General features: G+C 63.4%; 23 protein-coding genes, 1 tRNA gene and 1 pseudogene. 17 read left to right on the top strand and 8 right to left on the bottom strand.

Translation table 11 applies throughout. The features are described 5' to 3' along the window. Positions 1–771: an alpha/beta hydrolase gene (locus X726_RS144375; RefSeq protein ID WP_023672284.1), complete on the bottom strand. Its 771-nt coding sequence runs from the start codon at positions 769–771 to the stop codon at positions 1–3. 246 nt (positions 772–1017) lie between these two features. Here X726_RS144375 and infC point away from each other — a divergent pair, with 246 nt between their 5' ends. The 8 genes from infC (at position 1018) to X726_RS144415 (ending at position 8121) form a co-directional block, all read left to right on the top strand. Then, positions 1018–1554 (top strand): translation initiation factor IF-3, encoded by a 537-nt coding sequence (gene infC / locus X726_RS144380; protein WP_023744911.1) that lies wholly within the window; start codon positions 1018–1020, stop codon positions 1552–1554. A 132-nt stretch (positions 1555–1686) separates the two neighbouring features. After that, positions 1687–2325 carry an isoprenylcysteine carboxylmethyltransferase family protein gene (locus tag X726_RS144385; protein ID WP_023672282.1) on the top strand — a complete coding sequence of 213 codons (639 nt, stop codon included), beginning with the start codon at positions 1687–1689 and terminating at the stop codon, positions 2323–2325. A 184-nt stretch (positions 2326–2509) separates the two neighbouring features. Then, positions 2510–2713 carry a 50S ribosomal protein L35 gene (gene rpmI, locus X726_RS144390; protein ID WP_006201248.1) on the top strand — a complete coding sequence of 68 codons (204 nt, stop codon included), beginning with the start codon at positions 2510–2512 and terminating at the stop codon, positions 2711–2713. A 39-nt stretch (positions 2714–2752) separates the two neighbouring features. Continuing rightward, a complete protein-coding gene (rplT, locus tag X726_RS144395) occupies positions 2753–3154 on the top strand; it encodes a 50S ribosomal protein L20 (protein WP_023672281.1) in 402 nt (133 codons plus the stop codon). A 296-nt stretch (positions 3155–3450) separates the two neighbouring features. Beyond that, positions 3451–4503, top strand: a complete 1053-nt coding sequence (gene pheS, locus X726_RS144400) for a phenylalanine--tRNA ligase subunit alpha (protein ID WP_032891898.1) — start codon at positions 3451–3453, stop codon at positions 4501–4503. After that, positions 4500–4949: a GFA family protein gene (locus tag X726_RS144405; RefSeq protein ID WP_023672279.1), complete on the top strand. Its 450-nt coding sequence runs from the start codon at positions 4500–4502 to the stop codon at positions 4947–4949. The genes pheS and X726_RS144405 overlap by 4 nt, the downstream gene beginning before the upstream one ends. Then, the gene (pheT, locus tag X726_RS144410) at positions 4949–7357 is read left to right on the top strand and encodes a phenylalanine--tRNA ligase subunit beta (protein ID WP_023672278.1); all 2409 of its coding nucleotides are present in this window, start codon (positions 4949–4951) and stop codon (positions 7355–7357) included. Before X726_RS144405 ends, pheT begins: the two co-directional genes overlap by 1 nt. A 161-nt stretch (positions 7358–7518) precedes the next feature. Next, a complete protein-coding gene (locus X726_RS144415; protein ID WP_023672277.1) occupies positions 7519–8121 on the top strand; it encodes a nucleotidyltransferase family protein in 603 nt (200 codons plus the stop codon). A 150-nt stretch (positions 8122–8271) separates the two neighbouring features. Here the strand turns inward: X726_RS144415 and X726_RS144420 are convergent, their stop codons facing one another. Then, positions 8272–9267, bottom strand: a complete 996-nt coding sequence (locus tag X726_RS144420) for an aldo/keto reductase (protein ID WP_023672276.1) — start codon at positions 9265–9267, stop codon at positions 8272–8274. A gap of 96 nt (positions 9268–9363) precedes the next feature. Here X726_RS144420 and X726_RS144425 point away from each other — a divergent pair, with 96 nt between their 5' ends. The 4 genes from X726_RS144425 (at position 9364) to X726_RS144440 (ending at position 12692) form a co-directional block, all read left to right on the top strand. Continuing rightward, a complete protein-coding gene (locus X726_RS144425) occupies positions 9364–10254 on the top strand; it encodes a LysR family transcriptional regulator (RefSeq protein WP_023672275.1) in 891 nt (296 codons plus the stop codon). Positions 10255–10404: 150 nt separating this feature from the next. Next, positions 10405–10983, top strand: a complete 579-nt coding sequence (locus X726_RS144430) for a cytochrome b (protein WP_023672274.1) — start codon at positions 10405–10407, stop codon at positions 10981–10983. A 68-nt stretch (positions 10984–11051) separates the two neighbouring features. After that, positions 11052–11627 (top strand): YceI family protein, encoded by a 576-nt coding sequence (locus X726_RS144435; RefSeq protein WP_023672273.1) that lies wholly within the window; start codon positions 11052–11054, stop codon positions 11625–11627. A 78-nt stretch (positions 11628–11705) separates the two neighbouring features. Then, complete coding sequence (locus X726_RS144440; protein WP_023672272.1) at positions 11706–12692, top strand: Gfo/Idh/MocA family oxidoreductase; 987 nt, start codon at positions 11706–11708, stop codon at positions 12690–12692. Between the two features lie 85 nt (positions 12693–12777). Here the strand turns inward: X726_RS144440 and X726_RS144445 are convergent, their stop codons facing one another. Beyond that, positions 12778–13626 carry an alpha/beta hydrolase gene (locus X726_RS144445; RefSeq protein WP_245272154.1) on the bottom strand — a complete coding sequence of 283 codons (849 nt, stop codon included), beginning with the start codon at positions 13624–13626 and terminating at the stop codon, positions 12778–12780. A gap of 53 nt (positions 13627–13679) precedes the next feature. Next, positions 13680–14045 carry a VOC family protein gene (locus X726_RS144450; RefSeq protein ID WP_023672270.1) on the bottom strand — a complete coding sequence of 122 codons (366 nt, stop codon included), beginning with the start codon at positions 14043–14045 and terminating at the stop codon, positions 13680–13682. 147 nt (positions 14046–14192) lie between these two features. Between X726_RS144450 and X726_RS07410 the strand changes: the two genes are divergently transcribed. Both X726_RS07410 and X726_RS144455 read left to right on the top strand, forming a co-directional pair. Further along, positions 14193–14501, top strand: a complete 309-nt coding sequence (locus X726_RS07410) for a hypothetical protein (protein WP_023672269.1) — start codon at positions 14193–14195, stop codon at positions 14499–14501. Between the two features lie 32 nt (positions 14502–14533). After that, complete coding sequence (locus tag X726_RS144455; RefSeq protein ID WP_023672268.1) at positions 14534–15424, top strand: sigma-70 family RNA polymerase sigma factor; 891 nt, start codon at positions 14534–14536, stop codon at positions 15422–15424. A gap of 30 nt (positions 15425–15454) precedes the next feature. On the opposite strand, the gene X726_RS144460 is transcribed toward X726_RS144455, so the two are convergent. After that, entirely contained in the window at positions 15455–16183 is a 729-nt protein-coding gene (locus X726_RS144460; RefSeq protein WP_023672267.1) for a GntR family transcriptional regulator, read from the bottom strand. Between the two features lie 160 nt (positions 16184–16343). Here X726_RS144460 and X726_RS144465 point away from each other — a divergent pair, with 160 nt between their 5' ends. Further along, positions 16344–16886 (top strand): autotransporter, encoded by a 543-nt coding sequence (locus X726_RS144465; protein WP_023672266.1) that lies wholly within the window; start codon positions 16344–16346, stop codon positions 16884–16886. A 100-nt stretch (positions 16887–16986) separates the two neighbouring features. On the opposite strand, the pseudogene X726_RS1000000171925 reads toward X726_RS144465, so the two are convergent. The 3 genes and pseudogenes from X726_RS1000000171925 to X726_RS144475 form a co-directional block, all read right to left on the bottom strand. Continuing rightward, positions 16987–17151, bottom strand: a pseudogene (locus X726_RS1000000171925) (LysR family transcriptional regulator); the annotation flags it as partial. Between the two features lie 32 nt (positions 17152–17183). Beyond that, positions 17184–17260, bottom strand: a tRNA-Arg gene (locus tag X726_RS144470). Positions 17261–17455: 195 nt separating this feature from the next. Then, positions 17456–18988, bottom strand: coding sequence for a HAMP domain-containing sensor histidine kinase (locus X726_RS144475; protein ID WP_023672265.1), 1533 nt, complete (start codon positions 18986–18988; stop codon positions 17456–17458). A gap of 344 nt (positions 18989–19332) precedes the next feature. Here X726_RS144475 and rpmH point away from each other — a divergent pair, with 344 nt between their 5' ends. After that, positions 19333–19467, top strand: a complete 135-nt coding sequence (gene rpmH, locus X726_RS1000000169650) for a 50S ribosomal protein L34 (protein WP_008833937.1) — start codon at positions 19333–19335, stop codon at positions 19465–19467. 16 nt (positions 19468–19483) lie between these two features. Continuing rightward, on the top strand, positions 19484–19837 hold the full coding sequence (gene rnpA, locus X726_RS144480) for a ribonuclease P protein component (protein WP_023672264.1): 354 nt from the start codon (positions 19484–19486) through the stop codon (positions 19835–19837). Positions 19838–19998: the final 161 nt, after the last annotated feature.

The following is a 19998-nucleotide window of genomic DNA, read 5'->3' as shown; positions in this document are numbered from 1 at the left end:
CTACCCCGCCCGCCGAACCATGTCGGCCACCGCCCTCAGCAGCATGTCGAGATCCTGCGGCCGCGACAGGCGGTGGTCGCCGTCGGGAATGAGCGACAAAGTGACGTCGTCGGCTGGCAGCAGCGAGACCAGCTTCAGCGCATGGCTTGCCGGCACGTCGGCATCGGCCAAGCCCTGCAGGATGTGGACCGGGCAATGGGTATCGATCGGCCCGATCATGACCCGGTTCGCTCTGCCGTCCTCGATAAGCGCGCTTGTGTAGATGTAAGGCTCGGCGGAATAGTCCGAAGGTTCTTCGAAAAAGCCTTTCTCCCGAAGTTCGCGCCTCTGTGCCTCCGTCAGAGCCGGCTCGACCAGCTCGGCGGTGAAATCCGGCGCCGGCGCGAGCAGCACCAGGCCAACCACATTGCTGTCGCCCGCCTTGCGCAGCTCCTGCACCATGCGCAGCGCGATCCAGGCGCCCATCGACGAGCCGACCAGGATTTGCTTGCCCTCGGTGAAATGCCGGAAGGCGGCGAGGCTCTCGCCAAGCCATTTCGAGATAGTACCGTCGGCAAAGGCGCCGCCGGATTCGCCATGGCCGGAATAGTCGTGGCGCAGATATGCGCGGCCTTCCCTGGCCGCCCAATCCGACAGCGTTTGCGCCTTCGTGCCCAGCATGTCGGATTTGTAGCCGCCGAGCCAGACGACGCCGGGCGTTGCGCCCGAGGAATGGCGAACCGCGATATCGATGCCGTCGACATCCAGCAGGGTTGGGGTGGTCGCGGTCATGGCTGTGGATCAATCCTGGTTCTGGGGACCTGATTGTGGGAGCCTGATTTTACTCGCTGGTCTTTTGACACAGGCACAGGCGAGGCGGAAAGTGCTCGCGACATCCTTTGTTTGGTGCAGGCCTGCGATCAGGGTGATTTTCTGTCAGCGCTGTGCTATTGACTCCGCCCGCGCGCTCACCACATTGGCGCGTCCTGAACATTCTAGATTGAAACCCTGAACGAAACGGCCAAGGAGACCACGACCATTCGCAGACCTTTCAAAGCAGCGGCGCCCACCAAGGATGGCCCGCGCTCAAACCGTGATATCCGGGTTCCCCGGGTCCAGCTGATCGACGCCGATGGCCAGAACCGCGGCGATATTTCCATCAACGACGCATTGCTGCTCGCCGAAGAGGCAGGGCTCGATCTGGTCGAGATCTCGCCCAATGCGGTGCCGCCTGTCGTCAAAATTCTCGATCTCGGCAAATTGAAATACGCCAACCAGAAGAAGGCGGCCGAGGCGCGCAAGAACCAGAAGGTCATCGAGATCAAGGAGATCAAGATGCGCCCGAACATCGACAGCCATGACTACGAAACCAAGATGAAGGCCGTGCGGCGCTTCTTCGAGGAAGGTGACAAGGTCAAGCTGACGCTGCGCTTCCGCGGCCGCGAGATGGCGCATATGGAACTCGGCATGCAGCTCCTGAACAAGGTGCGCGAGGAGACGGCTACCATCGCCAAGGTCGAAGCCGAGCCGAAGCTGGAAGGCCGCCAGATGATGATGGTGCTGGCGCCGCGCTAGATCAGTTCGGGCGTTGCGCTCTAAATCCGCCTGAATCCTGTCTCATGGCGTCCCGGCGATTGGCGGGACGCCGATTCTCCTGTCCAGACGCCGCGATCGCCGGCAAAGCTTCTCGACAATCGGATTCCCGACATGGCCAATGAAATCAACCCTGCGCCCATCAAGGAGCTGGGCGGCTACCAGCACATGCGTCGCATGGTGCTTGCGGTGCTGGTGGTGGTGCTGTTTGCGGCACTGCTGTTCGGCCAGTCGACCTTCCCGCCCGATACCCCGGTGCATGAAACGATCGAGATGGTCGGCGTGCTGCTGATCTTCCTTGGCGTAGTCGGCCGCTTGTGGTCGACACTCTATATCGGGGGGCGCAAATCCTCCGAAGTGGTCACCGGCGGCCCCTATTCGATCACCCGCAATCCTCTCTACGTGTTCTCGACCGTTGCCGCCGCCGGCGTCGGGGCGCAGATCGGCTCGTTCTCCGGCATCGTCCTGTTTGCGCTTTTGTGCGCCGGCGCCTTCCACATCGTCATCCTGCGCGAGGAACGGTATCTCAAGGAGGTTCTCGGCGCGCCCTACACAGTCTATCTGGCGCGGGTGCCGCGTTTCTTCCCCCAGCTGTCGCTCTACCAGGAAGGCGACACCGGCAGCTTCAAGCCGCGCCTCTTGCTGACCACCTTGCTCGACGGGCTGGTGTTTCTGGTGGCGTTGCCGGTGTTCGAGACCATCGATGGCGCCCAGCAATCGGGCATACTCCCGGTGCTGTTCAGGCTGCCCTGATCGCGGACAGAGCGTCGCAGCCGCTCGGGTGTTGCGCGCCAGCCCGCTTTGACGTATAGGACCGCCGTTCCAAGAAAACCGCCCGGCAGGGCATGCCGTGGCGGTTTCATTTGCTTTTCGGGCTTTTGGTCCGCCCGAAGCGAACAAGAAGCGCGATTGTGCGCCACCAATACGGAGTAGCAAAATGCCCAAGATGAAGACCAAATCGGCCGCCAAGAAGCGGTTCAAGATCACAGGTACGGGTAAAGTCCTGTCGGCTGCGGCCGGCAAGCGTCACGGCATGATCAAGCGTTCCAACAAGTTCATTCGAAATGCCCGCGGCACGATGGTTCTGGCTGAACCGGATGGCAAGAAGGTCATCAAGAATTTTCTGCCGAACGGCCTCTGAGCATTCGCTTTCAGGAACAGCGTTTAAGGAGATCATGACATGGCACGCGTAAAAAGAGGCGTCACCTCGCACGCCAAGCACAAGAAGGTCCTGAAAGCCGCGAAAGGCTTCTACGGCCGCCGCAAGAACACCATTCGCATCGCCAAGCAGGCGGTCGAAAAGTCGATGCAGTATGCGTATCGCGACCGCAAGAACCGCAAGCGCTCGTTCCGCGCGCTGTGGATCCAGCGCATCAACGCCGCGACGCACGAGCATGGCCTGACCTATGGCCGCTTCATCGACGGCCTCAACAAGTCCGGTATCGAGATCGATCGCAAGATCCTGTCCGACATGGCCATCCATGAACCGCAGGCGTTCGCCGCACTCGTGGCCAAGGCCAAGGTCGCGCTCGAATATCTGAAGAACACCACCCCGAATGCTTTTGAAAGCGCTGTCGCCTAGAGCATGATGCCAAAAAGTTGCTGACTTTTTGGACAACATCATGCTCAGGGAAATTTAGCGAGGAGCGCGATCTTTCCGAAAAGTCTGCAACTTTTCGGGATCGGGCTCCGAGCCCAGCGCTTCCCAGCATTCGCAATTCTGATTGGGGAACCCGCGCTGGCACGGCTGGCGCGGGTTTTTCTTATGGATGAACTTTCAACTTGAAAGTGACTTTCACCTCAAAGTTGACTCCCAACACAGCGAGTTTGACCGTGAACGACATAGCTACCGGCTTGGATACTCTCGAAAACTCCCTGATGGCCGACGTCGCGTCGGCCGCCGATGAGGCCGCTATCGAAGCCGTGCGCGTCGCGGCTCTCGGCAAAAAGGGGTCGATCTCGGAATTGCTGAAGACACTGGGCGCGATGAGCGCCGAGGAGCGCCAGGTCAAGGGCCCCGCGATCAACGGCCTGAAGAACCGCGTCACCGAAGCGCTGACGACACGCAAGGCCGAGCTGAAGGATGTTGCTGTCACTGCGCGCCTCGCCGCCGAGACGGTCGACGTGACGCTGCCGGTGCGGCAATCGCCGGCCGAGCGCGGCCGCATCCATCCGATCAGCCAGGTCATCGACGAGATCGCGGCGATCTTCGGCGATCTCGGCTTTGCCATCGCAGAAGGTCCCGATGTCGAGAGCGACTATTACAATTTCACCGCGCTGAATTTCCCCGAAGGGCATCCGGCGCGCGAGATGCACGATACCTTCTTTTTCCAGCCGGACGAGAAGGGCGAGCGCAAGCTGTTGCGCACCCACACCTCGCCGGTCCAGATCCGCACCATGGAGAAGCAGAAGCCGCCGATCCGCATCGTCATTCCCGGCAAGACCTACCGCCAGGATTCCGACGCTACCCACTCGCCGATGTTCCATCAGGTCGAGGGGCTGGTGATCGACAAATCGGCCAATGTCGCCAACATGAAGTGGGTGCTGGAAGAATTCTGCAAGGCTTTCTTCGAGGTGCCGCAGGTCAAGATGCGCTTCCGGCCGTCCTTCTTCCCGTTCACCGAGCCCAGCCTCGAGGTCGACATCCAGTGCGACCGCTCGCGGCCCGGCGAAGTGCGATTCGGCGAAGGCTCCGACTGGATGGAGATCCTCGGCTGCGGCATGGTCCACCCCAATGTGCTGCGCGCCGGCGGGCTCGATCCCGACGAATATCAGGGCTTTGCCTGGGGCATGGGCATCGACCGCATCGCCATGCTGAAATACGGCATGCCGGACCTGCGCGCCTTCTTCGACGCCGATGTCCGCTGGCTGTCGCATTACGGTTTCAGGCCGCTCGACATGCCGACGCTGTTCGGAGGTCTTTCCGCATGACGGCGCCGCACACGGGTGGCTGCCGCTGCGGCGCGGTACGGTTCGAGGCATCAGTCGAACCGCACCATATCAGCTATTGCCATTGCGGCGATTGCCGGCGCGCCAGCGGCGCGCCGGTGTCGGCCTTTGTCGGCTTCCTGACCGAGCAGGTGGCTTTCACCGGCAAGGCGCTGAAGATGTACGAGAACGGGCCGGTTACACGCTCGTTCTGCGGCATTTGCGGCTCGCCTATCGCCTATGTCGACGAGCGGCTGGAAGACCACATCTATTTCATGCTGGGCGCCATGGACATGCCGGCCTATTTCCGGCCGACGCACCATGCCTATGTGCGCGAGCAGCTGCCCTTCGTGCATATGCCCGACGACTTGCCGCGCCATTTGAAGACAAGCGTGCCCAGACCCGATGGACAAGGTCCGGGCGGGTACAGACAAAACGGAACACAGTGATGAAACTCACCCTTTCCTGGCTCAAGGATCATCTCGACACCGACGCCACGCTCGACGAGATCGTCGAGAGGCTGACCTCGATCGGCCTCGAAGTCGAGCATGTCGACGACAAGGCCGGCCTGAAGCCGTTCGTCATCGCCAAGGTGCTGACGGCGGTGCAGCATCCCGACGCCGACCGGCTGCGGGTGCTGACCGTCGACACCGGCAATGGCGCAGCCCCTGTCCAGGTGGTGTGCGGTGCGCCGAATGCCCGCGCCGGCCTGATCGGCGCCTTCGCCGCGCCCGGCGCCTATGTGCCCGGTATCGACGTGACGCTGACCGTCGGCAAGATCCGCGGCGTCGAGAGCCATGGCATGATGTGTTCCGAGCGCGAGCTGGAGCTGTCGGATGAGCACAATGGCATTATCGACCTGCCGGCCGATGCGCCTGTCGGCACCAGCTTCGCGGCTTACGCGCATCTCGACGATCCGGTGATCGAGATCAATCTGACGCCGAACCGGCCGGATGCGACCAGCATTTACGGCGTCGCCCGGGACCTGGCGGCAAGCGGGCTTGGCCGGCTCAAGACCGCGCCGGTCGAAGCGGTCCTTGGCAAAGGTGAAACGCCGGTCAAGGTGACCATCGAGGCGCCGGAGCTCTGCCCCGGTTTCGCGCTGCGCCTGGTGAAAGGCGTGAAGAACGGGCCGTCGCCGAAATGGCTGCAGCAAAGGCTGATCGCCATCGGCTTGCGCCCGATCAGCGCGCTGGTCGACATCACCAACTACGTCACCTTTGACCGTGGCCGGCCGCTGCATGTGTTCGATGCCAAGAAGGTCGCCGGCAATCTCGTCGTGCGCCGCGCACGCGACGGCGAGAAGGTGCTGGCGCTTGACGGGCGCGAATACACGCTGACGCCGCAGATGTGCGTGATCGCCGACGACAATGGCGTCGAATCGATCGCCGGTGTCATGGGCGGCGAGCATTCCGGCTGCGACGAGAACACCACGGACGTGCTGATCGAATCCGCTCTTTGGGATCCGATCACCACGGCCCGCACCGGCCGTACGCTCGGCATCATCACCGATGCCCGTTACCGTTTCGAGCGTGGCGTCGACCCGGAATTCATGGTGCCCGGCGTCGAGCTGGCGACAAAGCTGGTGCTGGAGTTCTGCGGCGGAGAGCCGACCGAGACGGAGGTGGTCGGCTATGCCGGCTACAAGCCGAAGATCGTTTCCTTCCCGATCTCCGAAGTGAAGCGGCTGACCGGCATCGAGGTGCCGAAGGCGGAAAGCCTCGACATCCTGACCCGCCTCGGCTTCAAGCCGTCAGGCGCGGGCGACGTCGTCGATGTCGCTGTGCCGTCCTGGCGTCCTGACGTCGACGGCAAGGCCGACCTGGTCGAGGAAGTGATGCGCATCCACGGCGTCGACAACATCGCGCCGCAGCCGCTCGGCGCGCATGACGCGGTCAACTCCAAGATACTGACGACGCTGCAGGTTCGCACCCGCACTGCCAAGCGCTCGCTCGCCGTGCGGGGCATGCTGGAGGTTCTCACCTGGTCGTTCATCCCGGCCAAACACGCCGAACTGTTCGGCGGCGGCCAGACGGCGCTGAAGCTCGCCAATCCGATTGCAGCCGACATGTCCGATATGCGGCCCTCGCTGTTGCCCGGCCTGATCGTCGCCGCGCAGCGCAATGCCGACAAGGGCATCGGCGATGTCGCGCTGTTCGAGGTCTCCGGTACCTATGAGGGCGACCGCCCCGACCAGCAGCGGCGCGTTGCGGCCGGTGTGCGCCGCGGCACCGCCAAGCTCGACGGCTCCGGCCGCAGTTGGGCCGGCAATTCCGGTCCGGTCGGCGTGTTCGACGCCAAGGCCGACGCGATTGCAGCGCTGGAAGCCTGCGGCGCCCCGGTCGACAGGCTGCAGATCGAGCCAGGCGGTCCGGCCTGGTATCATCCCGGCCGCTCCGGCACGATCAAGCTCGGCCCGAAGACAGTGCTCGGCACCTTCGGCGAGTTCCACCCGAAGACGCTGGAGGGGTTGGACGTTTCCGGACCGATCTGCGGTTTCGAGGTCTATATCGACGCCGTGCCCGAGCCGAAGGCCAAGCCGACGAAAACCAAGCCAAAGCTGGAGCTGTCCGCCTTCCAGGCGGTGAAGCGCGACTTTGCTTTCGTCGTCGACAAGACGGTGGAGGCCGGCGCGCTGGTGCGCGCGGCGCTCGCCGCCGACAAGAAGCTGGTCACCGGCGTTTCGGTGTTCGATGTGTTCGAGGGGGCATCTCTCGGGACCGCCAAGAAGTCGATTGCCATCGAAGTATCTATCCAGCCGGTTGAAAAGACGCTCACCGACGAGGATTTCGAGGCGCTGGCCAAGCGCATCGTCGACAATGTTGGCAAGCAAACGGGCGGCATGCTGAGAACGTAGAGCGGCTAACGCCCGCCCTACATATTTCGCCTTCACGCAATTCTTAGGGAAAGCGCGTCTTAGGGAAAGCGCGGCGCGCTTTCCCGGGAAAACCGCTACACACTTTTCCTGGAATTGCTTCTGAGGATTGCCGGCAGTTGCGAATCGCTCTCCAAAGGGCGATGGACCATCTGCGCTATTCCGGTCTGCCGTTCGAAGCCCAGCGCGAAGCGTTTCTCGCAATGGTGTTGGCGGATGCGCTCGTCAGCGACGCGCTGGAGCGGGCCCGCACGCTGGCGTTGCCGGACTGGCTGGTGGTGTCCGGCGCGCTCTACAACAGCGTCTGGAACCACCTGACCGGCAAGGCGCCGGGCTACGGCATCAAGGATGTCGATCTCTTCTACTTCGATGACAGCGACCTGTCCTACGAGGCCGAGGACGCGGTCATCCGTCGAGCGGCGCAGCATTTCGAGGGGCTGGCTCTGCCGGCCGAGGTGCGCAACCAGGCACGGGTGCATCTGTGGTATCCGCAGAAATTCGGCCAGCCCTGCCCGCGCTATACGAGTTCCAGCGAGTCGGTGAGCTATTTTGCTTCGAAGACGCATGCGGTCGGGGTGCGATACGATGCCGATGGGCAGCTTGAGGTCGTGGCGCCGTTCGGGCTGGATGACCTCTTCGCGTTTCGCATCACGCCCAACCGGCTGATGGATAACAGGCGCACGCATGAGGCCAAGGGGGCGAGGGCGAAGGCGTGCTGGCCGGAGATTACGGTGGTGCCGTGGTGAGACTTACCCTCCCCGTTGTGGGGAGGGTCGGCCCGCTGTCGCAGCGAGGCGGAGACAGAGAGACGGGGTGGGGGTGCGCCTCACGAGGAGCCCCCCCCCCCCCNCCGCTTCGCGGATCGACCCTCCCCACAAGGGGGAGGGTAAAGGCACTCACCCATTCACCAGCGCCAACAGCTCCTCCGTATAGCGCTTGCCAACCACCTTGTCCGGCGACAGCGCATCGCCGATCGCCGCGACCTCAGCCGCGCTCAGATCGATCCCGACCGCCGCCGTGTTCTGCTCGAGATGGCGTATCTTTCTTGCGCCGGGGATCGGCACGATGAAGTCGCCCTGGTGCAGCACCCAGGCCAGCGCCAGCTGGGCCGAGGTGACGCCTTTTTCCACCGCCAGCTTTTCCAGCGTCGCAACGACCTTGGCATTAGCGGCCATGGCGTCGGCCTGGAAACGCGGCAAGGTCCGGCGCCAGTCGTCGTCGCTGAGGGCCTCGGGCTTGGCGATGGTGCCGGTGAGCAGGCCGCGACCGAGCGGGCTGTAGGGGACGAAGCCGATGCCGAGTTCGCGGCAGACATCGAACACTTCGTCTTCGGGGTCGCGGCTCCAGAGCGAATATTCACTCTGCACGGCAGCGATCGGATGCACGGCGTGCGCCCGGCGGATGGTGGTGGCACTGACCTCCGACAGGCCCAGCGCCCGCACCTTGCCGTCGCGCACCAGTTCCGCCATGGCGCCGACCGTGTCCTCTATCGGCACGCCGGGATCGACGCGGTGCTGGTAGTAGAGGTCGATGACATCGATATCGAGCCGTTTCAGCGAGGCTTCCGCCACTGCCTTGACGTGCTCCGGGCGGCTATCGACGCCAACCATACGTTCGAGGCCTGAGCCTTCCTCGGAAATCTTGAAGCCGAATTTGGTGGCGATCGTCACCCTGTCGCGCACCGGCTTCAACGCCTTGCCGAGAAGGATCTCGTTCTCAAAGGGACCATAGACTTCGGCGGTGTCGAAAAACGTCACGCCGATCTCGACAGCGCGGCGCAGCGTGGCGATTGCGTCCGCCTCGGCCTGACCGCCATAGGCGAAGCTCATGCCCATGCAGCCGAGGCCGACGGGGAAGACTTCGAGTTCAGTACCAAGTTTGCGGGTTTTCATGGCGCGTCTCCTTGTTGCGTTGAAAGAGAGATAGCGCTTGGCTTTACGTTCGATAATTGGCTGTCATTCGCACGGGGTGTTCTATAAAATAGAGCAATGAACCGAGCGCATCTTTCTCAACTCGCTGTACTGGCAACAGTCGCCCAATGCGGCAGTTTTCGTGGCGCGGCGCGCGAACTGGCCATAGCGCCCTCGGCAGTGAGCCATGCCGTGTCCAGCCTGGAGGCGCGGCTCGGCGTGCGGCTTTTGGCGCGCAGCACCCGCAGCGTAGCGCCAACGGAAGAGGGCGCGCAGTTGCTCGAACGGCTGCGGCCGGCGCTGTCCGAGATCGATCTGGCGCTGGAAACGGCGATCGAGGCGCGCGACCGGCCGGCCGGGAACCTGCGGCTGACCGTGCCGCGCACCGCGGCCCACCTGGCATTGACGCCCAGGCTCGGCGGCTTTGCCGCGGCCTATCCTGACATCGTGCTGGAAATCGTCATCGAGGATCGCTTCACCGACGTCGTCGAAGGCGGCTTCGATGCCGGCGTGCGGCTCGGTGAGAGCCTGCAGCGCGACATGATCGCGGTGCGCATCGGACCGGACCTTCGCGGCGCCGTGGTCGGCGCGCCATCCTATTTCGCGACCATGCCAAGACCCCGCCATCCGCGCGATCTTGCCGACCACCGCTGCATCCGCTTCCGTTTTTCCAGCGGCATTCTTTACCGCTGGGAATTCGAGACGGATGGCGAAGAGATCGAGATCGCGGCGCAAGGGCCGCTGATCCTCGACGAAGACCATCTGATCGCCCAGGCGGCGGTCGACGGCGCTGGGCTCGCCTTCGTCTTCGACGATTATGTGCGCGCGCCGCTCGCCGACGGTCGCTTGATCCGCGTGCTGGAAGACTGGTGTCCGCCCTTCGACGGTTTCTTCGTCTACTACCCCAGTCGCCGCCAGATGCGCCCGGCGCTGCGGGCGTTTGTGGATTTCTTCAAGGTCGGTGGTTAGCCACCTCCCCCTAGTGGGGAGGGTCGATCCGCGTAGCGGATCGGGGTGGGAGTCTTCGTAGGGCGCTACCCCCCACCCCGTCGCTTCGCGCCGACCCTCCCCACAAGGGGGAGGGTGGAAGAAAGCCCAGCTGCCATTCGTTCACCAACCATGCCGGCATTCATCACCAACAACTCAACCCGCTACGGCTGGGCGGCGATCGTCCTCCACTGGCTGATCGGCATCCTGTTCATCGGCCAGTTCATGCTCGGCTTCATCATGGTGCGGTTGACCAGCCAGCGCACCGCCTTCGAGCTGATCCAGCTGCACAAATCCTTCGGCTTCCTGCTGCTCGGCCTCCTCATCCTGCGCATTGCCTGGCGGCTCGGCAATACGGCCCCGGCCTTGCCGGCCTCGGTCGGAGGCCTGGAGCGTCGGACGGCGCCGCTGGCGCATCTGGCGCTTTATGGCTTCCAGCTCGCGGTGCCGCTGTCCGGCTGGGCACTGGTTTCGGTGTCGATGCTGGAGATACCCAGCATGCCGTTCAACCTGTTCGTGATGCCGAACCTGCCGCTCGGCGTGTCCGATGCGGCGGAAAACTTCTGGGCGCTAGCACACTGGTATCTCGCCTATGCCGGCATTGCCTTGGTTGCGCTGCATGCGCTGGCGGCGCTGCGGCATCATTTCTGGCTGCGCGACAGCGTGCTCACGCGCATGATCACGCCTTCGTCAGATCAGGACATGGAATAGCGCGCGCCGCGCATTCGTTCATTGGAGTGAGGGCGCAACACTTCGCCTGCCCCAGAAGGACAAAACCCATGTATGCGCGCATCTTCGGATTGGCGGCTGTTGCCGCTTGCCTTGCCATGCCTGTCTCCGCCGCTGTGGACCTCGGCGACGCCGCCGGCAGCTACACGGTCAACCCGGCCAGCTCCAGCATTCGCTTCTCCATCGGCAAGGTCGGTGGCGGCGGCCTCGACGGCGCCTTTGGCCGCTTCAAGGGCTCCATCCGCATCGACAACAGCGATGTCGGCCGTTCCGCGGTCAACTTCACCATCTATCCCGAAAGCGTCGGCACCGGCCAGGGCCGCATCGACGCCTTCCTGCGCTCCGATGCGGTGTTCGACGTGGCCAACAGCCCCGAAATCCAGTTCCGCTCGACCAGCGTAACCCGAACCAGCGACACCACGGCGCTGGTCAGCGGCCGGCTGACGGCGCGCGGCAAGACGTTTGCGGAAAAGTTCACTGCCGAGCTCGGCGGGCTGAAGGGCGGCGTCATTAAATTCCACGTCACCGGCAAGGTGCTGCGCTCCCGGTACGGCATGGATGTCGGCACGCCGATCTATTCGAATATTGTCGATTTCGACATGACGCTGACGGGCAAGCGAGGCTAGGAGGACCAGCGATCCGCATTGGCTTTTCCCGCAATTTCGGGCAAACCTCCTCGCCTGTAAATCGATAGGAGAAGCCTGATGTTCCGATGGGGTGTTTTGTCGACGGCCAAGATCGGCCGCGAGCAATTGTTGCCGGCAATCGTCGAGGCCGAGAATAGCGTTTTGTCCGCGATCGCCAGCCGCGACCTGTCGAAGGCCGAGGCCCTGGGCGAGCGGTTCGGCGCCAGGCATGCCTTTGGCTCCTATGAGGAGCTGCTGGCTTCGAAAGACGTCGACGGCGTCTACATCCCGCTGCCGACATCGCAGCATGTCGAATGGACGGCCAAGGCCATCGAAGCGGGAAAACATGTGCTGGTGGAAAAGCCGCTGGCGCTCGACGCCAAGAATATCGCACCGCTGATCAAGCTGCGCGACCAGAAGAAGGTGCTGGTCTGCGAGGCCTTCATGGTCATCTACCACCCGCAATGGATCAAGGTGCGCGATCTCATCGCCGATGGCGCCATCGGCCGGCTGCGCCATGTGCAGGGCGCCTTCTCCTATTACAATGTCGATCCCACCAACATGCGCAACCAGCTCGATCTCGGCGGCGGCGCGCTGCCTGATATCGGCGTCTATCCGACGGTGTCGACGCGGTTTTCGAGCGGCAAGGAGCCACTGCGCGTGCAGGCGACGATCGAGCGCGACAAGAAATTCGGCACCGACATCTATTCCTCGATCCGCGCCGATTTCGGCGATTTCGAACTGTCCTTCTATCTGTCGACGCAGATGGCGGCGCGGCAGGTGATGGTGTTCCACGGCGAGAAGGGTTTCATCGAGGTGTTCTCGCCGTTCAATGCCGGGCTCTACGACCATCACCGCATCGAACTGCACAACCAGAACCATACGGAGGCGCAGGTGTTCCGCTTTCCCGGCACGCAGCAATACCGGCGCGAGGTCGAGACGTTTGCCAGGGCGGCACAGGGTGGCAAGGAGCGTGTCTTCACGCTGGAGGAGTCCGTGCTCAACCAGAAGGTCATCGACGCCATCTTCCGCGCCGGCGGCAAGGAAGGCTGGGAGGCCGTCTGATACAGCAATCTTAGCGGGTAATTTCATGGGAGAAGGGCGTCCGCATTGTGCATGCGGACGCTCCTTTCCTGTTGAACTGACGATCTCACGAGCCGCTGAGCGTCAGGTGCAAGGTCTCGGCGAAGCGGTCGGGATAGGGCGCAAAGCCCATGTGGTCGCCGGGGAAGGCGGCGCGCTTGCTGCCGAGCCCGTCGGCCAGCGCCTTGCCCATGCCGTCGATCGGCTGGCCGATGGACTCTTCGCCGATGCCGACCACGACCGGGCGGCCGCGCAGCGCCTCGATATCAGGACGGTAGAGCGACAGCGGCATGACGCCATGCGCCAGCCAGTATTCGAAATTGCCGCTGACCCTGGCAAAGGTCTCGGCCTCCTCGGGCGACGGTTCGAACGAAGGCGGTCCGTCCTGCGGCCCGGCTTCATCCTGACCCGGCCCTTCCGACAGGCTGTTCTCGCTGAAGAATTTCTGCATCGCCGCCTCGACACCCTGGCTGCGATAGGTGTCGTGCAGGTCGCGCATGCCGGCCAGTGACGGCGACGGGTCGTCGAGCAGCATCATGCTGGGCGGCTCATGCGCCACCAGTGCACGAACCCGGCCGGGATGGCGGGCGGCGAGGTTGAGCCCGATCTGGGCGCCGCCGCTGGTGCCGAACACATAGGCCGGTCCGGCGCCAAGCGCCTCGATCAATCGCGCGGCATCGTCGCCATGGACATCGAGGTCCTGCTCTTGCGGCTCTCCGTCGAAGGTGCTGCGCGAATTGCCGCGCGGATCATAGGCGACCACCGTGTAGCGGTCGGCGAGGTGGCCCGCGACATCGGCGAAGACGCCGGCGTCCTGCGGTCCGCCGGGGATTATCAACAGTACGGGGCCGGAACCGCGCATCTCATAATAGAGGCTGGCGCCCGGTACTTTCAGCGTCGACGTTTGGGGGGTCATGTCCATCTCTCCTGTTGTTCTCATGTCAAAGTTCGGCTTTGCGCCGGGTCCGATCATTTGCTGGCGACAACCATGCGGTTGCCCTCGCTGTCGCGGAATTCGGCGACTGTGCGGCCCGGCTGCCAAGGCGCTTCCTGCGGCTCGGTGATGATTTCGACGCCGCGCGCCTTCAGGCCCGCGACCGTTGCCTCGACATCGCCATCAACGAGCACCAGCACGGGCTCAGTGCCCGGCGTGTCATCGGGGCGTTTGACGAAATGCAAATTGGTGACGGCGCCGGGAAATGTCAGCTCGATCCAGCGCCAGCCGCTGTCGCCCATCAGCTGGTCCTCCGCCACTTGGCAAGCAAGATGTCCGGTGTAGAAGGCCTTGGCGCGGTCCTGGTCGAACACCGGCAATTCGGCAAACTGGATGTGCATGATGGGTCTCTCCTGCTCCTGGACGGCTGCCGCGCAGCCGTCGACGGGAAAGACGATCCGGACGATCGAAAAGATTCGCCGGGCGACGAATCTTTTCGAGGCCGCGAAACGTCTTCTCTGTGCAGAGTTGAAAAACAGGAGACGACAATGGGCTACAATCTCATCCGCTACGGCGTGAAGGACGAAAGCATCGCCGAGAACCGTATGCTGGTTGCACAGGTGTTCGAGGCACTCGACGACACGAAGCCGCAATCCGTGCGCTACCTCGTCCTGGAACTGGAGAATGGCGAGTTCATCCATCTTGTCAACCAGGATGGCGACGGCCTGACGGGGCTCGCAGCCTTCAAGGCCTTCAGCGCCGATCATGCCGGGCGCCGCTCGACGCCGCTTGCCAGATCGCCGGCAAAGATCGTCGGCAATTATCGTATGCTGGCCGGCGAGGTCGTGCCGGCTTGAATGCAAAGACCGGCATTTTGGGAACGGACAGGATGAACACAGCAAAACTCGACCGCGTTGCCCTGGAGGCGATGCTCGGCGCCTTGCGACCGAAGCTGCACCGCTACTGCGCCCGCATGGCCGGCTCGGTGATCGATGGCGAGGACATCGTCCAGGAGACACTGATCAAGGCACTGCAGGCCATCGACGGCGACGCCACCGTTGGGCGTCCGGAGCAATGGCTGTTCCGCATAGCCCACAATGCCGCGCAGGATCATCTGCGCCGGCGCCAGCGGGAGCAGGCGCGCATGAGCGAGACCGACATGACGACGATCGAAGACCCCTCCGCAAGCGCCGATGCGAGGCTCGCCACCGCCGCCAGCCTGCGAAGCTTCATGCAGCTGGCAACAGTGCAGCGCAGCGCCGTGATCCTTGTCGACGTGCTTGGCCTCAGCCTGCACGAAACCTGCGAAGTGTCCGGCGCGACGCTGGCCGCGACCAAGGCAGCGCTGCATCGCGGGCGGTCGCAGCTGCGCCTGCTGGCGTCACAGGACGAGCAGGCGCCTGCCCCAAAGCTCGACGCCGACGACGAGCGGCGCCTGCGCCGCTATGTCGACCTGTTCAACGCGCGCGACTTCGACGCCGTGCGCGCGTTGATCGCCGAGGATATCCAGCTTGAAGTCGTCAACCGCACCCGCATGCGCGGCAAGGCGCAGGTTTCCAACTATTTCGGCAATTACGACCGTGTCCAGGACTGGGCGCTGTCGCTCGGCTTCGTCGACCGCAGGCCGGCCATCCTGATCCGCAACCCGCAAACGGGAGATGACGCCGTGCGCGGCTTCATGCTGGTCGACTGGCAGGATGGAAAGGTCAGCCATATCCGCGATTTCCGCTACGCGCCCTATTGCCTTGCCGATGCGGACATCCGCTTCATCGACGAGTAAGCATCGGCCAGAGAGCGCGGACTTCGCGCCTCAGGCGAAGCTTTGCAAATTGGCGTCCTGCAGCTTGGAGCCGGCGAGCAAGGCCTCGAGCACCTGCTTCTTGAGCGACAGGCACTGCGAGCGGGCAAGCTTTGCGATGGCCGAGACTTCGGCCAGCTCGCAGGCAAGCACCAACTCCTTCTGCTGGCCGATGATCGCTTGCGTGAAGTCGCGCGATTTGAAGCCGAGATGGAGGACACGCTCCGACTGGTCGAGCGTTTGGTCGAGCAGGCGAACCAGCCGTAGATTGCCGGAGAGTTCAGCCAGGGCCAGGCGAAAGGCGCGGTCGGCCGCCAGAAAGGCGACATGGCTGCGCAGCGTCTCCGGCTTCAGCACCTTCTGCGCCGCCAGCCTGATGTCGTCGAGCCCGCGTTCGGTGAGGTTTGCCGCGGCCACCCGGAACACTTCCGGTTCGATCAGGCTGCGGAGGTCGAAGATCTCGTTGACGTCGCGCAGGCTAAGCGGTGCGATGACATAACCGCGGCGCGGCTCGCTCTTGATCAGCCCTTCCTGCGTCAGGCGGGCCAAAGCCGAGCGGATCGTCGCCTTCCTGATCTGGTAGCGGTCGCCGATCTGCTTTTCGGTCAGGCTTTCGCCGGGTTGCAGGACGCAGGCGACGATGTCGCTCTTCAGCTGCTCATAAGCTTCCTCGCTGCGCAATATGTCGGCGGTCGACGGCGCCTTGACGGCGGACGGTGACACTGATTTCGGAAGAGCCATATCTGCCTGCCCGTGTGGTCTGCCCGCGTGGTCTGCCCGCGTAGTCTGCCCGCGTAGTCTGCTTGCCCGTTTCGACCATCCGGTTGACGGGTCTGTCGGCATTCGCTAGCCTGAGCATCTCAGCTGTATTGGTTGAGCTTCCCAATGGAGATGACGACAAATGTCTCTTGCCGCCAACTCGCCTCTCTACGCCGTAACCGCCGGTATCGTCAACGCAGCCAAAGGTGCTCATGCCATCGAACGGGTCAAGGCGGTGCTGCGCGAACACACCGACCGCTTCCATGCATCAGGCGTGCTCGCGCATGAGGAAGACGACGATGAGGTGCTGCTGCATGCCAGCCCTGACTTGACCATCTACCACATCACGCTGTCGCCCGGCCTGCGGTACCCGCCGCACAACCATCTGATGGATGCGCTGATCGGCATCTACAAGGGCAGCGAGACCAACTTCATCTATCCCGTCGACGGCAGCGAGATCGATGCGCCGGAACGCCACGACATCGCGGCGCCCGCGGTGGTGCACATGACCCCTGATACCGTGCACGCGGTGGCCAACACCGGCATCGCCCGCTCAGGCGCGCTGCATGTCTATCTCGGCAATCTGACCGAGACCCACCGCCACATGTGGAGCCCGGGCAGCACCCACGCCGAGCCGTTTGACAATGAGCGGTATCTGGCTGGAGCGAGGCCTATTGGGCCCTGATCCGGGAAAGGCGGAAGAAAAGTGAGCGTGCTGCGCGGCGGCGTGAATGAGCATTCAGCGTCGCTGCGCCCAGATAACGGTCGCCGCGTACTCTCCCGTTTCAAGAACATCGCAGCGCGTTTATAGCGCAGTCAGGCTGACGACTGGGGTAATAAATGAAGAAGCCCGGAATAGGCGGCGTCCAGTTCTCCAGCACTCGGATGAGGCGGTGCTCGGCAACGTGTTCCGCGACCTGCTCTTCATATGCGAGCCCAAGACCGGCTAGCGGATCGCAGGAAATCGCAGATTCGGCGGAAATGGCGCGCCCGAAGAGATTCGAACTCCTGACCCCCAGATTCGTAGTCTGGTGCTCTATCCAGCTGAGCTACGGGCGCGCAACAGGCCATGCTTTACATAGCCCCGCTAACCGATCCTGACGACCGGCCGCGACAAGACGTGTTCCCTAGCGACTGAATTTCCGAAAAGCAAGCCAATCCGGCAAAAGTTTTGTCGCAGCTGCTTTCGACGGTGCCGATCAAAGGGGTGCTGAGATTCAGCTCAGTCCGGCTTCGGCTGAATATCAATACAGCTCAGGCAGGGCGGCGCAGGCCGTTGCGGGCCTGGTCGAGGCGGACCGGCTGGTCGGGGATGGTGACGGCGAAGGTGGTGCGGCCGCCGATCGATTCGACCAGTTCCACCGTGCCGCCATGGGCGCGGATCAGCTCGTGCGCGATGGCCAGGCCAAGGCCGGTGCCGCCGCTGCGGGCCGAGCCTCGAAACGCCGCGAACAGGTTTTCTCGCGCCTTCGCCGGCAGGCCGGGACCGGTGTCGGTGACAATGATGCGGCTTACGCTGCCTATGCGCTCGGCCGATACGGCGAGCCGGCGCACCAGCGCGCTCTCGGCGTCGGCCGCCATCGCCTGCACCGCGTTTCGGCACAGATTGGTGAGCACGCGAAACAGCTGGTCGGAATCGGCATCGACCTCGAAGGCGAGCTCGACGGCATTGACGAATTCGATGCCGTCCTCGATGTCGAGCAGGCCGTGGACATCATCGACCAGCTGGCGCAGCCGCAAGCGGCGGCGTGAGGGCGCCGGCTCCTGCGTGCGGCCATAGTGGAGCACGCCTTCGGAATAGGAGACGGCGCGGTCGAGCGCGCGCAAGAGCTTTGGCGCGAAGGCCTGCACCGTCGGGTCCTTGACCAGGCGCAAGCGGTCCGACATCAACTGCGCCGAGGCCAGGATGTTGCGCATGTCATGGTTGATCTTGGAGACGGCGAGGCCAAGATCGGCAAGATGCTTCTGCTCCGACAGCATCTTTTGCAGCCGTTCCTGCATCTGCGACAGTTCGCGCTCGGCAACGCCGATCTCGTCGGCACGGGCGGCCGGGTGGATGATGCGCCCTGGATCGTCGGGCGCCTCGGAGAAGGACAGCATCGAGCGCGTCATGGTGCGGATCGGGCCGATCATGATCAGGTCGATCGCGGCATAGACCAGCATTGCGGTGAACAGCGAGATCAGCAGCGAGACGAAGGCGACGTTGCGCGAATAGCGCAGCATGGCGTTGCGGAGGGAATAGTCGGGCATGATCAGCTCGAATTCCTTGTCGCTGTCGCCGACCGGGCCGAACACCCGCAGCATGCGCTTGCCGCCGAAGAACAGCGTATCCAGCGCCCCGGTCATGCCCTTGATCATGCCGACATTGGCGATGTCGATGTGCTCGTCGACCTGCGGCGGCATCTCGGCCACCACCAGCAGGCGCGATACGCCGCCGTCGCGCACCGCGATCGCCTTGGCGCCGATTGCCATCAGCACGTCGTTCTGGGCGGCGCGGGAGAGCGAATTGGGCTCACCCTGCACCAGCACGATCGACACCGCGGCAGCGGTGCTTAGCCTCTCCTTCAGCCAGGCCAGGCGGTAGCTGGCGATCCAGGGCAGGAAAATGAGGACTTCGGCCAGGAGCACGAAGACAATGGTGAGCAAGAGCAGCTTGGTCGACAGGCCGCGCGCCAAGGGCACTGAACGATTGGGCACCGAACGGCTCGCAACCGGGCGAACGGTCGCCGGGCTGGCATCGGCTGTCGCCGGGCCGCTCCCTTCATCCGCTGATGCAACTTCGCTCATTAAGGCCTGTCTTCACAAACGCTTGATCGGTTGAGATTAGGTGATTGCGGCTTTTTTGCCAATTTCATCCTTCGTTGGACGATGGCGCCAGCAATAAAAATAGCCTCGAACTGGGTGTTCGCGCCGCGACGAACGGGGTGTCGCGCCGTGACGAACTGGCAGTTCGCGCTGCGACGAACTGGCGTTCGCGCTGGATTGACTCCCAAAACCCTTCTTTCTATAAGCCGCTCACGCTCGGGCCATTCGTCCCGGCGCGGTTTCGATCGCGCCAATGCCGGCCCGGCAAAGCTCCTGTTACACAGTGACAGAATCAAGAAGGGCCGCACCCCGCGGTATTAAAACAAATGAAGCGTACCTACCAACCGTCCAAACTCGTCCGCAAACGCCGGCACGGTTTCCGTGCTCGCATGGCCACCAAGGGTGGTCGCGGCGTCGTCGCAGCTCGCCGCAACCGCGGCCGCAAGCGGCTCAGCGCCTGAACGGAAGACGAGATCGTTGCCCGCAACCGGCAAGCCAGTGGGACCAAACCCCAAGCGGCTTCTGAAACGTGCGGAATTCCTGGCCGTCCGCCGCGGTGAAAAGCGGCGCGGGCGGCTTTTTCTCGTCGAAGTTCTCGACCGCAATGACGGCCTGCCGCCGCGCGTCGGCTTCACCGTCACCAAGAAGGTCGGCAATGCGGTTGTCCGCAACCGCGTCAGGCGGCGGCTGAAAGAAGCCGTGCGCACCCATGCCGCAAGTGACATGGCGCCCGGCAATGACTATGTCATCGTCGGGCGTGAAGACGTGCTCACCATTCCGTTCGGCCAGTTGAAGGCCGAACTCTCCCGCCGTCTCAGCGGAACACGATAGGCCAAGGGCTTTCGATGGAAAACAACCGGAACTTCTACATCACCATCGTCTTGTCGGTGCTGATCCTCGGGCTGTGGCAATATTTCTATGTGCTGCCGCGCAGCGAACAGCAGCGCGAGGCGGCCCGCATCGAAGAGCAGCGGGCGGCGGAGCAGAAGAAG

The sequence above is a fragment of the Mesorhizobium sp. LSJC285A00 genome, from assembly GCF_000503155.1.
Taxonomy (GTDB): domain Bacteria; phylum Pseudomonadota; class Alphaproteobacteria; order Rhizobiales; family Rhizobiaceae; genus Mesorhizobium.
This window is presented reverse-complemented; position numbering and strand designations above follow the sequence as displayed.

Bases quoted from the DNA above. Each gene is read 5' to 3' on its own strand.
- X726_RS144375 (WP_023672284.1), bottom strand. From the start codon at position 771: ATGACCGCGACCACCCCAACCCTGCTGGATGTCGACGGCATCGATATC.
- X726_RS144385 (WP_023672282.1), top strand. From the start codon at position 1,687: ATGGCCAATGAAATCAACCCTGCGCCCATCAAGGAGCTGGGCGGCTAC.
- rpmI (WP_006201248.1), top strand. From the start codon at position 2,510: ATGCCCAAGATGAAGACCAAATCGGCCGCCAAGAAGCGGTTCAAGATC.
- rplT (WP_023672281.1), top strand. From the start codon at position 2,753: ATGGCACGCGTAAAAAGAGGCGTCACCTCGCACGCCAAGCACAAGAAG.
- pheS (WP_032891898.1), top strand. From the start codon at position 3,451: ATGGCCGACGTCGCGTCGGCCGCCGATGAGGCCGCTATCGAAGCCGTG.
- X726_RS144405 (WP_023672279.1), top strand. From the start codon at position 4,500: ATGACGGCGCCGCACACGGGTGGCTGCCGCTGCGGCGCGGTACGGTTC.
- pheT (WP_023672278.1), top strand. From the start codon at position 4,949: ATGAAACTCACCCTTTCCTGGCTCAAGGATCATCTCGACACCGACGCC.
- X726_RS144415 (WP_023672277.1), top strand. From the start codon at position 7,519: ATGGACCATCTGCGCTATTCCGGTCTGCCGTTCGAAGCCCAGCGCGAA.
- X726_RS144420 (WP_023672276.1), bottom strand. From the start codon at position 9,267: ATGAAAACCCGCAAACTTGGTACTGAACTCGAAGTCTTCCCCGTCGGC.
- X726_RS144425 (WP_023672275.1), top strand. From the start codon at position 9,364: ATGAACCGAGCGCATCTTTCTCAACTCGCTGTACTGGCAACAGTCGCC.
- X726_RS144430 (WP_023672274.1), top strand. From the start codon at position 10,405: ATGCCGGCATTCATCACCAACAACTCAACCCGCTACGGCTGGGCGGCG.
- X726_RS144435 (WP_023672273.1), top strand. From the start codon at position 11,052: ATGTATGCGCGCATCTTCGGATTGGCGGCTGTTGCCGCTTGCCTTGCC.
- X726_RS144440 (WP_023672272.1), top strand. From the start codon at position 11,706: ATGTTCCGATGGGGTGTTTTGTCGACGGCCAAGATCGGCCGCGAGCAA.
- X726_RS144445 (WP_245272154.1), bottom strand. From the start codon at position 13,626: ATGACCCCCCAAACGTCGACGCTGAAAGTACCGGGCGCCAGCCTCTAT.
- X726_RS144450 (WP_023672270.1), bottom strand. From the start codon at position 14,045: ATGCACATCCAGTTTGCCGAATTGCCGGTGTTCGACCAGGACCGCGCC.
- X726_RS07410 (WP_023672269.1), top strand. From the start codon at position 14,193: ATGGGCTACAATCTCATCCGCTACGGCGTGAAGGACGAAAGCATCGCC.
- X726_RS144455 (WP_023672268.1), top strand. From the start codon at position 14,534: ATGAACACAGCAAAACTCGACCGCGTTGCCCTGGAGGCGATGCTCGGC.
- X726_RS144460 (WP_023672267.1), bottom strand. From the start codon at position 16,183: ATGGCTCTTCCGAAATCAGTGTCACCGTCCGCCGTCAAGGCGCCGTCG.
- X726_RS144465 (WP_023672266.1), top strand. From the start codon at position 16,344: ATGTCTCTTGCCGCCAACTCGCCTCTCTACGCCGTAACCGCCGGTATC.
- X726_RS144475 (WP_023672265.1), bottom strand. From the start codon at position 18,988: ATGAGCGAAGTTGCATCAGCGGATGAAGGGAGCGGCCCGGCGACAGCC.
- rpmH (WP_008833937.1), top strand. From the start codon at position 19,333: ATGAAGCGTACCTACCAACCGTCCAAACTCGTCCGCAAACGCCGGCAC.